The following is a 13,619-nucleotide window of genomic DNA, read 5'->3' as shown; positions in this document are numbered from 1 at the left end:
TTCAGGCAGCAAACTCGAGCCATGCAGAGTTTGGTCCTGCCCAGTTTCCAGCCTTAAGACTGGTTTACTTAAGCATCTCGTGATGTTGGAATGATTATTGGAGAATCGCCTCATGTAATCTCGCGCCCCTTCTCCCACAAAAAAGACCCCCGCCATCTTTGGCGAGGGTTGTGGGAGTTTTTCTGCCCGAGATGTGCCTCATACCAGGTTGGAGGAGTGTTTGGCTTTGGCTGTTTGTTGTTTTCAAGCACTGCTGGGGGCAGTGCCTGACGTTTTTGTTGGCGTATTCTTTTTACGAGAACCCTAGGTATTCTCCGGGGTTCGGCTAGCTCATTTTTTCTATACGCGCGGGGAGAGCCTGACGGGCGATGCTGCCGACGACGGGGTCGGCGAGCAGGGCCGGGCATTTGCTGGTTGGATCGGTGTAGCCCAGGTCATTGCTGTTGGTGCCGAGGCCCCGCTCAGAATGTCCTTCCACAATGACCTTTCCGATCTTGTGGGTGCGCGCGCCCAGCTCGCGGTGGCCGTAGCCGTGCTCGATGCCGATGGCGCCCCGTGCAATGCCCTGGCGAACCAAAGCCTGCCCGCTGATACGGTTGCTTGGGGAGATGACGGTGATCCAGTCTCCGGTTTTGATGGCAAGCTGGTCCGCATCCACCGTGTTGATGGCGATGGTGTTGGAGAGTTTCAGATCATCCAGATACGGATTGCCTCCGGTGCTGGAAGAGCGCAGCTGGGATTTGGTGCTGACAACGCGGAACGGCCATAGATCTGGCGGGAAAGTTTTGTCCACCTTAGTTCCATCAGCAAAGCTTGGGGCCTGCCATGTGGGGCAGCCAACAAACTTCTCGCCCGTCATAGAGTTTTTCGCCGTACCAACGGTCTCGTTCCAGACCTGAATGCCTTTTTTGTAGGAGCGAGCAAATGTCTCGTCCTTGTATGTTTTCGCTGCATCCTCATAGCGGCCACCTCTGTTGTAAACATAAGCAACACGGCGCCATTCATCTGGCTTTAACGTGCTTTCCAAGTCCGCGCGGATACGATCCACACCGGTGATCGTCATGTCGACGTCATCACTTTCTGGAACAGCTCCCCCGTCAAACGCCACGTTGGCACCGGCACGCATCCAGAAATCCTCAGACCGGTGCAGCGGGTGCAGGTTGCCGTCTGCATCCGGGATGGCTTTGTCGCCAAAGCCCGGCAGATCCATGCGTTTGGCCACGTCGATGAAGAAGTTATCCATGTCCATGTGGCGACCATCTGGTGTTTTGCCGGTCTGACAATCCACCACCGGCCAGCGGGCCGTGGAGACCTTGGTTGGCACACCGCCCCATGCAGACGCCCAGCCCCATGCCTCATAGAACACACGGTCCGGCACGATGTAATCGGCGAAACGTGAAGTTTCGTTGATGAACGGATCAATGGCGATGAACAGCGGCAAGCGCTTGGTGTCTTTGATCTTCTCTTTGACGTCGTTTTCCATGCCCGCAACACCGTAGACCGGGTTGGAGGACCATGTAATGACGGCCTTGGCCTTGTAGGGATACCCCTCCAACACAGAGGTGAGCCATTGCGCGCCCATGGGCTGGGTGAAAGAATGCCAAGGAGCCTGTGCCGGATACGGGTTCTTGCCGTCCGCAACCAGTCGCTTGAACTCACTGGTTTTCTCGTAGGCGAAGCCACCGCGGCCTGCATCCACGCCTTTCACCTTCACCTTGCCGGGGAAGGCCAGCAGGTTGTAGCGTGGGCCTTTCTGCACATCTTTGAAGCGACCGCCACCTGCTGTGGTGCCGCCTTTGGCGTTGAGGTTGCCGACAAGGGCGTTGAGCATGACGATGGCGTAGGCGGTGTAAAAGCCTGCTGCATGCATAGTACCGCCGTGGCAATCGGCAGCTGCCTGTTTGCCAACGCTGGTGAAATCGCGTGCCAGAGAGATGATGCGCTCTTCCGGCACACCGCAATCTGCTGAATATTCAGCAAGCGTTTTGCGCAGTGCCTCCCGGCGCAGCAAGCTCAGGCTGGTGGCTATGGGCACAGTAGAACCATCCAGAAGTCTCACAGTTCCCTGGTGGAACAGTGTGGCAGGGCGGCCCTTTGCAGGAGAAAGCTCTCCCGTTTGCGCATCAAGGCACATAGGTGCTTTTTGAGCATCTTCTTCCAGGTCAGCTGTTACCATTCCTTGCCGCAGGAATGAGCCGCCTTTTGGATGCTCAGGATCATCAATGACCAGATGCGTTGCATTGGACCAACTGGCCTCCCCTGCCGTCTGAGCTGCTGCGCCGGACGGTTGAGCCAGAAACTTGGCGTCATATCGTTCGTTTTCCATGATCCAGCGGATCATGCCCATCACCAGAGCCCCATCGGTGCCCGGCCTGATAGGAACCCATGTGTTGTTCTTGCCAAACGCATGGTTTTGAGAGTTGGTGAGAACAGGGTCCACCACCGCGTACTTAACCCCATCACGCCCACGGGCAGCACCCATCAGCGTGCCCTGCAGCTTGTAGGGGTTGCCTGCATTGCCGGGGGCCGTGCCGATGAACAGCATGTACTTGGCGTGGCGATAGTCCGGCTTCAGGTGTGGCTGCTTCTTCAGGTTGTCCAACATGGCTGCATAGCCAGCCCGCATGGACAGGCCGCAGTAAGAGCGATGCCCCACGAAATTGCGGGTGCCGTAAGCCATTTTAGCGAAGCGGGCAGCCATCATCAAACGACCGTTTTTAAAGACCGGGATCACCACCAGCTGGTTGGCTTTTGGGCCGTATTCCGGGTTTTCCGGATCAAGCGGTGTCTTCAGATCGCGGATGGCACGCAGGCCTTCCACGTGGCCTTCACCAAACAAGTCACCACCCTCAACGGTTTCCTCAATCAGCTGGTCCCAGGAGATTTCCTTCCACTGGCCGCTGCCGCGTTCACCAACGCGTTTCATTGGCTTGAGAATGCGTTCCTTGCTGTTTTGCTTAGCGATGGCAGCATTGCCGCGCCCGCAGGCGGTGGAGCGTCCTGCGAGGCCTTGTTCCCCATAGGCAGACAGGCCGGTGATCGCCTCTTTAATTGGCGTGTCGTATGGAATGTGCGGATTGGTGGAGAGTGGGCTGTATGGGTTGCCGGTGGCGCGCAGAATATCACCAGAGGCTTTGTCGACCCGCACACGGATGCCGCAAACGCTGGTGCAGCCCATGCACATGGTGTAGCCGACCCGTTGATCCGGGTTGAGGATCACCTCTCCAGTTGCTTGATCAACCTTATATTCCGGTGGTAAAGCACCACCGGCAATGCCTTTGGCTTTCGCTGAACCCATTACACCTTGATAGAAGTTTTTGCCCGTTTCAGCAAAGCCCCAGAAGGCAGCGCCAGCTGCGCCAAGAGCGGTTGCACCTTGAAGAACACCACGGCGAGAAATAGTCATAACTGGCTCTCCTTAGGCTTGAGTTTGCTTGCTGGCACGCACGGCCAGCAGGTTGATGAGAAGCGTGACAAAGATCAGGCTGAGGATCAGCAGGCCCGCAGACCCAGCCAATGTGCGCAGAGCGTCCTGAGACAGGGCGGCTTCATGGCCGTAAAATGCGGTCTCGGTTTTGGACATGAGCTGCGCCCCGTTGAAGGTGGACCAGCGGAAAGCCAATGCGCCAAACACGGCCAGCGCTCCACTTACACCGCGCAGCAGCAAGGAGGTCTTTGCACTCACGGCCAGCGCCACCGGCACCACAACACCTGCGATGATGAACGCACCGAACAAGCCAACAGGGGCATAGTCTGCCGCGAGTGTTGAGAGGTTGGTGTCAGTCAGCATCCAGAGGCCAAACGCGACCAGAGTTGCGGCACCTGTCACCACCAGCATGTAGCGGCCTTCACCCTTCTCACCATTGAGGCTATCAATGGTCATGGTGGCACCGGCACCGCTCATCAACGCGGTCAGAATGAGCACAACAGGAAAGCCGAGTGTGTTCCACACCGGACGCGCAGCGACCACGCTCATTTCACCAGCGGTGTACCCTAAAATGCAGAGGGCCAGAGCACCGACAATCATGGTCAGCATGCGTTCACCGCCGCACATGGGCGCGTTGCCGCGACGGCCTGTCATGAACGCCAGCAAAAGCGTAGAGGCGATAAACAGCGGCAGGAACCAGCTGCCCCACCACATGATGGAACCGGGTGCAGCACCACTGTAAAAGTGCATAAAACGTGCAGGCTGGTGCAAGTCCGCCAGCAATGGCAAACCGGAGGCCAATGCAAAACTGGCAGCTACAATCAACGCGCCTTTGGCTTCTGCAACGCGCACAAGACGGGCATAAGCCAGCAGCAACGCAGCGCCTGCGCCCGTTCCCACCAGCAGGAAATACGCGACCGCCCAGGGCCGCCAGACGGCTTCATGATCAAAAGACATTAGATCAACAGCAGGCATAACTCACACCTCCCCATGTGCAGGCGTTTCAAGACCTTGGCGCAAATCACGGGCACCACCACCAACCGCTACGGTTGAGGCAAGCCTGTCATCCAGCCCGATGTAATAGACGTTTGGTCCTGTCTTGAATTCCGGTCGCAGGCCCTTGGTTTCATGCTGGGCCATCAGCTTGCGGATTTCGCTTTCCGGATCATTCAGATCGCCAAATACGCGGGCGTTGCCAACGCAGGTTTCAACGCAGGCAGGCAGCAAGCCAACGGACGTGCGATGCACACAAAACGTGCACTTGTCTGCAACGCCGGTTTTGTGGTTGATGAAGCGCGCTTCATAAGGGCACGCCTGCACGCAGTAGCCGCAGGCCACGCATTGCTCGGCATCCACCACAACAGCGCCCTCATCTGTTTTATAGGTGGCATTGACCGGACACACCGGAATGCACGGCGGCTCGTCACAATGGTTGCACAAGCGCGGTAACACGGCTTGACTGGGACCATCCGGGCCATCCAGCTCATATATGGGGACAGCGGTACGGTGCTGGCCTGCGGGCACGTCGTTTTCAATGGTGCAGGCCACGGTGCAGGCCTGACAGCCGATGCATTTGCGAAGATCCACCAGCATGCCCCAGCGTTTGGGCTTTGCCTGTGCGCTTGCAGCTGCCGGCGCTGCCACCGCAGCTGTTGAGCCTGCCATGGCCAGTTTGAGGAACTCACGTCTTGAATTCATGTCTCCCCCCGGAGTGTCACGGTTTGGGTTGTTCCCAAGCTACCGGGAGGCCAGCAACAAAAATATTGGGGAGGTTATCTGCGGGCTTAGGGGAGTTCCCCTAGATGGGTGGGGCAACACCAGAGAACAAACCCTTAGTCATCACAGATGCACGTCTCATTCGTCCATAGGAGAGCAGCCATAAGCATGCTGCACAAACAAATGATCGTGGTGAATAAAGGAAAACAAACATGCCCGCTATCAATCTTACCGCTGCCTGGCAGGCCGTGCCTTCAGGCGTCTGGCAACCTCAACATCAGGTCGCTGGTGTTTGGAGAGACATCGATCGCGAAACATCAATTGCCTCAATACCGTTGGTACGCTCTGCACCGGGAGGTGGCGAACGTCCAATTTCTGGCCGTTTCACCGTGCCTGAAGCCTCAACCTATCAGGCGCGCGTCTCTCCCCTCTCTCCAAACCCTGTCCGCCTGAACTCTGTCTAATCTTTTAGAGGAGCGAAGCTGTGTTTTTTCATGCAGCTTCTCTTCAAGCAAATTGCATCATGAGGCAGTCGCTCTTATACAGATCAGAAGATTTTTCAGAATGTTCTTTTCTCCAAGGGTTCCTCATTTGAGCATATTGATTATTGCCGTTTCTGGCATGCTTGCCGGGGTATTGTCCGGCATTGTTGGCACGGGGTCATCCATCATCCTGCTGCCTATTCTGGTGGCTGTGTTTGGCACCAAAGCGGCCATTCCCATCATGGCGATTGCGGCACTCATCGCCAATTGCGGGCGCGTGATTGTGTGGTGGAGTGAGATCAACTGGCGGGCAGTTTTCTTTTACGCGCTGCCGAGCATTCCCATGGCTGCTCTGGGCGCTAACCTGCTGATTGCCATACCGGAATCCGTTGGCAGCACCATCCTTGGCCTGTTCTTTCTGGTGCTCATTCCCGTGCGCTATCTGCTGCGCTCCAAAAACATCGGTTCCAAACCAATCCACCTTGTGTTTGGCGGAACGCTCATCGGGTTCATCACCGGACTGGTCGCCTCCTCTGGCCCACTGAGCCTGGCGGTTTTCTCCTCTTTCGGCCTCGTCAAAAGCGCGTTGATCGCAACAGAGGCGGCGGCCTCCCTGTTCGTGTTCGGCTCCAAGGCCGCGACCTTCAGCTATCTCAATGTCATGAGCACGGACATCCTCATTGGCGGGGCACTGGTGGGCGGGTCGATCACCCTTGGCACGTATGCAGCCAAAGCGATCCTGAACAAGCTCAGTTCAAAGCATCATGACCGGATGATTGATCTGGTTCTGGCAGGCTCCGGCATCTCCATGATTATGCCTTGAATATTGCAGGTCGCACCCTACAATCGGCACACTTACAGATTTAGTCCTTCTGCTCTTTCAGCCTCTGACTTTCATTGAGACATTGCGATGCTTCCTGCTGACTATATTGACCTTTACTGCGAGCGAACCGCACCGGGGTTCTGGAATGAACCGCTGAATGCGCTCAGCAATCTCAGCTTTATTGTGGCTGCTCTGATCGCGCTTTCTCTGGTGCGCAAACGGGGCAACCCGAGCATCACAGAGCTGGTGCTGATCGCGCTTGCAGCGGCCATTGGTATTGGCTCATTCCTGTTTCATACATTTGCAAACACTTGGTCAGAGCTGGCAGACGTTGTCCCGATCTGGAGTTTTGTGGCCTTTTACATCGTCACGGTTATCTATCGTGCGACCGGTGAAAACCTGTTCCGTACTTTCCGTGCCAGTGCCATTGCAGTGGGCATCACCGCCGCTATTTTCTGGTTCAGTTCGGATGCTGTACTGACGGATATTGATGCCGGTCCTGACCCGTTCAACGGCTCCCTGCAATACCTGCCAGCTATGGTCGCTCTGCTCATCGCAACCCTGCTGATGCACCTGCGCAAGCACCCGGCCCGGGCCTATATCACGCTCGCCACGGCAACCTTTGCGGTCTCTTTGATGTTCCGAACTGTGGACATGGCCCTCTGCTTCTCCGTCGCTTTCGGCACTCACTTCATGTGGCACCTGCTCAACGGCCTGATGATCGGCTTCCTCCTCGCAGCGCTGGTTCTCAAGATGCCGCCACAAGGAAAGGCTCAATGATCCGGTTGCGTGACTACATTGCGAGCTGGGAGAACTCACCACTCGCAGAACTTGGGCACACACCGTGGGCGATGACGACGAACGCTGCAAGCATCATTCAGGGCATGATCTCTCGCCTTGATAGCTCGTACCGCATCACCAACAACATCGCTATTCACGAAAGCGCCGTGGTGGAAGATGGGGCGACGCTGAAAGACGCAGTGATCATCGGACCAAACGCCTTTGTGTCCTCCCGCAGTTATTTGCGCGGAGGCGTGTTTCTGGATGAAGGCTGCGCGGTTGGCCCGTTTTGTGAGGTAAAGTCGAGCTTCATGCTCAAAGGCTCCAAACTCGCCCATCTGGGGTTCCTCGGAGATTCCATTTTAGGCGAAAACGTCAATCTGGAAGCCGGCGTTGTGGTCGCCAATCACCGCAATGAATGGGCTGGGAAAGAGATTACGCTCCTTCAGGATGGCAACGAGATATCGACAGGTGTGAGAAAATTCGGCTCCCTGATCGGTGACAACAGCAAGGTCGGCGCAAACTCAGTCCTCGCTCCTGGCACCCTGCTCAAACCCGACAGTGTCATCCCCCGCTTGACCTCGGTCGATCAGCAGGCGAAGCAGCTCATATCTGCGATGCTATAAGCTTGTCTCTGGCATTACACTTTGCGCCTGACGCAATCACATTCAGAATTCTTTCCGCACACACTTCCGCACTCAGCGCCGAAGTGTCCAGCTCCAGATCATAAATCCCCGGCTTATGGACCTCTTCCTGCCAGCGAAGGACGGGTAATGGGATTTCGCCTTCCTCATTGGCCGTGAGATAAGTCCCATCACTGCCAGCTCGGCGTTGCATAATCTCTGCCAGTGGGCAAAAGACGCCGACGATCATCACGTCCAGCCCTTCCAGCTCCTTCAGATAATGCCTCCAGTTGCCGTCCAGCGCCGCATAGTTGTTGTGGTGGCCCAGATCAGCGATGACATCAAAGCCCAGTTCGGCATGAGCTGCGATGCTTTTGTAAAGCGCGTGATAGGAGCGGGAGATAAAGTCTTCCAGATCAGGCCTTTCCCCTCCCGGACGCAGACCTATCCCCGGTTTCATATGTTCCGGGGTCATGTGCTTGACGACGACGTCCACACCGAGATTTATCCAGGGCTCATCTGCCTGCTTTTGCAGTGCTGATACAATGGAACTTTTGCCAGACCTCGGTGCTCCATTGAGCAACACAACCCGCCCTTGTATCATCTGCCAGTCTCCCCTTTTCGGAGAGCATATCAAACCTATAGATTTAGACAAAACCCGCCCCACCCATCAACTCCCCCTTCACTCAGCTCGCCAAATTTGCCCGAAAACCAGTGCAATCAAGGCATTATCCGGCGCGTGAATTGCTTTGGGTTGGAGAGGGTGATGCCGGTTGAGAAGCTGAGTGTTGAGCAGCAGAGATGGGCTGAGGATTTCTATCGGCATATGTCATGGACATTTCCGGAGGATGATCTGGTTGGTGGAGACGAGGAAACGGACACCCCGGATCCTGCTGTCACTGATTTCGAGCAGATTGCAGTGCTGGAGAAGAAAGTCGATGAGCTTTATGCGCAGGGCAACCTCATCAAGTTCTGCCGTGCCCTCCTTGGAGGCTTCAAGAAAGCACATAAGGCCGCGCGTCAGGCAATCACCTCTGCCAAGTCCAAAAAAACGCGTGATATTCAGCCATTTGTTGCGGAGATAAACGCAGGCATCACATCGCTTAGTTTTTATGTCGGTGAGTTTGAAGACGCGCTTGCCGTGATTGGCGACCAGATCCCATTGTTACAAAACACCCATGGCCAACTTCAGGAACATCGTTTCCAGTTCATGGAATTGGCGAGCAAGCATAAGAACTACCAGAAAAAACTGCGCAATTTTGAAAGTGCTGATCAGGAGGTGCAAAAGCACTTTGACCAGATCACCACCCACCACCGCGCATCTCACGTGGACGATGCCAACAAGGCAATTGCCAGTTTTGAAAAAAGCCTGCTGAAGATGAAAGCGATAGTCGCGTGGTTGCAGGAAGCGCCCGTAATCCAGTCTGCGGCACCGGAGCTGGAGGCTTCGCTCAAGTTTGGCAAGAAGGTCACCAAAGCCCGTACAGACTTACGTGCGTTTCACATCCGCTCCGGCTCGTTCAAAGACACCGAGGAACTGGTGATCTTTGAAAAACTGCATAACAGAGCGAGCGCCTACATTGTGGAGGCAGAGAAACTCTATGCCAAACGCGAATACCGCCGCGCTGAGGACATGCTTGATAACGCCAACATCACCATGACCGGGCTGGAAATTGCCTTTACCCGTGGCATCAACACAGCCGCACAGGTGGAAGGGTTCCTACAGGATGTGAAAGAGGCTCGCAAAGAAATCGAAGGGCTGGATGCGCAAAAAGCCACGATCCAAAATCCGGAGCAGCTCCGTCACTACGAAGGTTATAGCGCCACCGCCTCAACACTCACCATCCAGATTGAGCGGCTTCTAACCACTGGACGTGTGAAGGACGCCCGCTATATGCTGGAGGACCTGAACGCAACCATCGCCAACATGAAAATTGCGCTAGACCGTCTCAACCCGCCGCCTGAGAAGGTTAAACCAGAGCCAACCGTAGAAGCCCCACCAAGAGAACAGATTATCGAGGATGAACCTGTGCAGCGTCCACGGTCAGCAAAACGTTCAAAGCACGAGGAAGAAGCTGCCAGATACACAGCGCAGATGGGCAAGGCGAAGAAAGATATCGTCGCCATGATGGTGCTGCGCAAAAGCGCCAAGTACAAAGGCGAGTTGGCGGACTTCCTGAGTTACAAAGCCATGGCAGATGATTCAATTGCGCGGGTGGAAGAGGCCATAAAGCAAGACAATCTGGCAGAAGCCTCCGCCAGATTACAGGATATGAAGACCGCCATGTTCACGCTGGATGCGCTGCTCAAAGAAGCCAAAGCGCAAGCTCAGGCGGTTGCCGAGGGACTGCCCCCAATGCGCCCTCGGCGTTAGGGCTGCGATCAGCCCTCCCCCGCGTCCTGTTATTTTTTGCTGAGCAAGCTCATGCGGCCCATGACGTCGTGACCATCCCAATATTTGTGCTTGAGAACAGCGGCCACGTGCACAGCGACCAGTGCCAACAGAGACCAAGCCAGCAACTCATGTGCTGTTGCAGTTGTGTCTTCCAGATTGATACCGGCGAAAGTTTCCATGGTTGGGAAGATCTTTGGCATACCAATGGTGAACCACTTCACACCATGACCGCCAAAATCAACCTCGGCCCAAGCAACCAGCATGGTGACGAGCGGCAGAAGGTACAGGCCCAGGTGACCCAGATGGGAGCCGATTTTTTCCCATGAAGTCAGCCCCGCAGGCAATGCAGGCGGTTTGTTGACCAAGCGGATAGCCACGCGCAGCAACAACAGGCCCAGCAGGGTCACGCCCATAGAGATGTGGAGGTCAAACAGGCTTTCTTCCAAGGGGGTATCTTCCAGAGAGTCCAGCTTCATGATGTAGCCGGTCACCCACATGGATAAAAAGCCAAGGGCCATTAGCCAGTGAAGGATCCGGGCGGAGCGCACATATTGTTGATCAGTCATAGTTTCTGCCAGTTCTTCTTATGGCAGCAACGTGTTGTTTGCAGTTGTGCTTCAGGCGCGTCTTAAACACCGCCTGGTTGCCGCCTCGTAACCCCGGCACCTCACCATGCTATCCTGAAGTTAACCTGAAACTTTGAGTAAAGTTTGCACCGCAAAGCTCCGAAATCCGCCTTTAAGCCTCTTCCACACCGCAACACCGGCCAGACCCTGTCGCGCGGTCGGCACTTTGGGTGAGCTGGTAAACGTCGACGAGGGTTTGCACTTCCAGTTTGGCGAGGACGTTGTGGCGGTGGATTTCTACGGTTTTGACGCTAAGGCCTAATGCATTGGCAATGCTTTTGTTTTGCAGGCCTTGTGCCAGATAACCCATCACCTCGCGTTCGCGGTTGGTGAGGCGGTCTACCTTCACTTTGGCCTGCGCTGTCAGGCAGCATTGGCTGGCGCGGTTTCGGGTCTCTGTGATCAGGTCTTGCAGTTTGTCGAGCAGGCCTTGCTCATCAAACGGTTTTTCCAGTACATCGACGGCGCCAAGGCTCATGGCACGCACACCATCACGCAGGTTCGCAAAGGCAGAGATGACGATCACCGGCAAGTGCTGGCCTGAGGTACGCAGCTTCTCTAAAAGCCCGAGGCCACTGGTGCCGGGGATGCGCATGTCGGTGATGATGACGCCAACGCAAGGGCGTAGATCAGAGCTCAGAAAATCATCAGCACGCTCAAAATCAACAGCCTTCAACCCGACAGACTCCACCAGACACACCAGCGCTTCCCGCATGGCGTCATCATCATCAATAATGATGATCACAGGCTCAGCCTCTGGTCCATAAAGCGGTTTAACTGGTTGTTGTGTCATGATTTCCCTCAGTTTGTGAGCAGCTTAGTGGTAGCCTCACTGTTGCGCATGTACCTGCCTCAAGCATCGGTTTCAGGGTCAACTCCCCATCGTGGCTGTCTACAATGCTAAGCGCGGTGGCCAGCCCCAAACCCAGACTGCCCTTGCTGGAATAAAACGGCTCAAACACCTTATCCTCCAGCTTTTTTGGAATGCCAGCCCCTTGGTCGCACACCATAAGCTCACAGGCTTCTGCAGTCTGTTCCAGCTGAATGGAGATCACTCCATCCTCAAGGCCAGCTTCCACCGTAGCATCAAGCGCGTTTTGCAGCAGAACCACCATGACCTGCCGCAATTGCACATCATCACAGCAGACGAACACAGGCTCATGGGGTGGGTTCCATTGCAGCTGACAGGCATGTTTGGCGGCGAAAGTGCGCATCAGCATCACCGTTTCATCCGCCAAATCGCGCAGGTCCACACGCCGCCGCGCCTCTGGCTGCTTGTTGAGGAAGCTGCGCATGGAGTTGATGAAGTCGGAGGCCCGATTGGCTTGCTCGGAGATGCGGGTCAGCTGTTTTTGCAGCGTTTCTTCATCCGCCGTACCACGGTCCAACCGCTGCCGCAGACTGTGGGCGAAGGTGGAGATGGCCCCAAGCGGTTGCTTTAGATCATGCGCCAGACTGCTGGCGAGGATGTTCATGGAAGAGACACGCCCGGCATGGGCCAGCTCGCTCTCCAACATCAGGTTGCGTTGCAGTGCGTTCGCCAGCTTGTCGCTTGCTGTTTCCAGCTGACGTGAGCGGCGGCGGACCAGAAACTCCACATGCCCGACATGCAGCAGAAAAGCTCCGCTGAGCAGGATAATCACGCCAAGCAAAAAGTAGTTCCGCTCCACCCAGTCCTTCAGGATCTGTCGCAGGTCCTTGTTGTAGGGGTAGAGCGCCAGATCGCGGTAAACGCGCTCAACCGCAGCATAGGAAACCGGCGCAATCCAGTTGGCGTGGCCGAGCCATTCATCCGTGCAGGCGCCATCTGGCATAGAAAGCAGGGCCTGCGTGATGCGCGTTGCCAGCTGAGGCGAGACGCCGGGCACCTTCAAAAACGCCCACCCCGGATAAAGTTCCGTGGTTCTGGCACAGGCAAACTCCGGGTCATACTGCTGGCCCAGAACACGAATTTGCGTTTTGTCCAGCTTGCCAGCGGCACTCATGCTCTCCAACAGACAGGCGCGGACAATGCCGATCTGCACGTCTCCCTTGACCACCGCCTCCACCACTGTTTGCTGCGGAAAGCCCAGTGGTTTAACGCGCAAGTCAGGCTCATCACCAAGGCTCTGCTGCAGGCTGTGTTTGGCAGCAAGATATCCGCCAAAAGCTTCTGTCGAGACAACGCCTGCGCTTGCGCCTTTCAGCTTTGTCAGGCCCGTGATGCCACTGTCCGTTCGCGTAAAAATCACCGACCCGAGGTCGTGCATCTCATTCTTATTGACGTGAGAGCGAGCACTGGCGATGCGGCTGACGCCCGCAATCCGTTCCAACTGAAACGAGTGACCGGGATTGGTGATGATGAAGTCCAGCTGGTCAGCTTGTTCAGCGATTTGTTGAAGGGTCAGAGGCAGATAGGAGAACTCCACATCCGGCAGCTCACGTTGTAAATGCTCAATGGTCGGTGCCCATGTGCGCTGGGTTTCCAAACTGCCGCGATAGGACAGGATGCCAACACGCACCATGTCAGAGCGCGCAAACACCGGACTGGCCGTCAGTTGGAGTACAACCAGCACAGCAAGAAAAAGTACAACACAAACAATGCGCTGAAGAAAGCCTCGCATGCAGCAGTTCCCAGGCTCAACGTATATTAGATAATCCGAAACAAACAGCGATCCTGCCGAATTGCAATAGGTATTTCACCTAGGGCGACGAAGCGCGGCAGGTTGTACCGCTTCTGCATTTACTTGGGGCCTGCCCTGTAGTTT

Annotated in this window: 12 protein-coding genes; 5 read left to right on the top strand and 7 right to left on the bottom strand. The window is 55.8% G+C overall.

The features are described from left to right. Nucleotides 1-325: 325 nt before the first annotated feature. Genes PsW74_RS16930 through dsrO form a run of 3 tightly spaced genes read right to left on the bottom strand, consistent with a single transcriptional unit; the run spans nucleotide 326 to nucleotide 5,125 of the window. Complete coding sequence (locus PsW74_RS16930) at nucleotides 326-3,406, bottom strand: molybdopterin-dependent oxidoreductase (protein ID WP_063287940.1); 3,081 nt, start codon at nucleotides 3,404-3,406, stop codon at nucleotides 326-328. Nucleotides 3,407-3,418: 12 nt separating this feature from the next. Continuing rightward, nucleotides 3,419-4,402, bottom strand: coding sequence for an NrfD/PsrC family molybdoenzyme membrane anchor subunit (gene nrfD / locus PsW74_RS16925; protein WP_063287939.1), 984 nt, complete (start codon nucleotides 4,400-4,402; stop codon nucleotides 3,419-3,421). A gap of 3 nt (nucleotides 4,403-4,405) precedes the next feature. Continuing rightward, nucleotides 4,406-5,125: a sulfate reduction electron transfer complex DsrMKJOP subunit DsrO gene (dsrO, locus tag PsW74_RS16920; RefSeq protein WP_057462324.1), complete on the bottom strand. Its 720-nt coding sequence runs from the start codon at nucleotides 5,123-5,125 to the stop codon at nucleotides 4,406-4,408. Nucleotides 5,126-5,355: 230 nt separating this feature from the next. On the opposite strand from dsrO, the gene PsW74_RS16915 reads away from it, so the two are divergent. From PsW74_RS16915 to PsW74_RS16900, 4 genes are all read left to right on the top strand, one after another. Next, complete coding sequence (locus PsW74_RS16915) at nucleotides 5,356-5,607, top strand: hypothetical protein (RefSeq protein ID WP_063287938.1); 252 nt, start codon at nucleotides 5,356-5,358, stop codon at nucleotides 5,605-5,607. 127 nt (nucleotides 5,608-5,734) lie between these two features. Beyond that, nucleotides 5,735-6,448, top strand: coding sequence for a sulfite exporter TauE/SafE family protein (locus PsW74_RS16910; RefSeq protein WP_161831250.1), 714 nt, complete (start codon nucleotides 5,735-5,737; stop codon nucleotides 6,446-6,448). Nucleotides 6,449-6,535: 87 nt separating this feature from the next. Further along, nucleotides 6,536-7,228 (top strand): ceramidase domain-containing protein, encoded by a 693-nt coding sequence (locus tag PsW74_RS16905; protein ID WP_063287937.1) that lies wholly within the window; start codon nucleotides 6,536-6,538, stop codon nucleotides 7,226-7,228. Then, nucleotides 7,225-7,854, top strand: a complete 630-nt coding sequence (locus PsW74_RS16900; protein WP_063287936.1) for an LpxA family transferase — start codon at nucleotides 7,225-7,227, stop codon at nucleotides 7,852-7,854. The genes PsW74_RS16905 and PsW74_RS16900 overlap by 4 nt, the downstream gene beginning before the upstream one ends. Here PsW74_RS16900 and PsW74_RS16895 read toward each other — a convergent pair. Then, a complete protein-coding gene (locus tag PsW74_RS16895; protein ID WP_063287935.1) occupies nucleotides 7,835-8,455 on the bottom strand; it encodes an AAA family ATPase in 621 nt (206 codons plus the stop codon). The genes PsW74_RS16900 and PsW74_RS16895 overlap by 20 nt on opposite strands. A 162-nt stretch (nucleotides 8,456-8,617) precedes the next feature. On the opposite strand from PsW74_RS16895, the gene PsW74_RS16890 reads away from it, so the two are divergent. Continuing rightward, nucleotides 8,618-10,225 (top strand): hypothetical protein, encoded by a 1,608-nt coding sequence (locus tag PsW74_RS16890; RefSeq protein WP_063287934.1) that lies wholly within the window; start codon nucleotides 8,618-8,620, stop codon nucleotides 10,223-10,225. A 29-nt stretch (nucleotides 10,226-10,254) separates the two neighbouring features. Here the strand turns inward: PsW74_RS16890 and PsW74_RS16885 are convergent, their stop codons facing one another. From PsW74_RS16885 to PsW74_RS16875, 3 genes are all read right to left on the bottom strand, one after another. After that, nucleotides 10,255-10,812 carry a cytochrome b/b6 domain-containing protein gene (locus PsW74_RS16885; protein ID WP_063287933.1) on the bottom strand — a complete coding sequence of 186 codons (558 nt, stop codon included), beginning with the start codon at nucleotides 10,810-10,812 and terminating at the stop codon, nucleotides 10,255-10,257. 172 nt (nucleotides 10,813-10,984) lie between these two features. Then, complete coding sequence (locus PsW74_RS16880; RefSeq protein ID WP_063287932.1) at nucleotides 10,985-11,665, bottom strand: response regulator; 681 nt, start codon at nucleotides 11,663-11,665, stop codon at nucleotides 10,985-10,987. Beyond that, nucleotides 11,646-13,475, bottom strand: coding sequence for a sensor histidine kinase (locus tag PsW74_RS16875; RefSeq protein WP_063287931.1), 1,830 nt, complete (start codon nucleotides 13,473-13,475; stop codon nucleotides 11,646-11,648). The genes PsW74_RS16880 and PsW74_RS16875 overlap by 20 nt, the downstream gene beginning before the upstream one ends. Nucleotides 13,476-13,619: the final 144 nt, after the last annotated feature.

It is taken from the genome of Pseudovibrio sp. W74 (assembly GCF_001623085.1).
Taxonomy (GTDB): Bacteria; Pseudomonadota; Alphaproteobacteria; order Rhizobiales; family Stappiaceae; genus Pseudovibrio.
The sequence above is the reverse complement of the archived record's forward strand: the minus strand, read 5'-3'. Positions and strand labels throughout refer to the sequence as shown.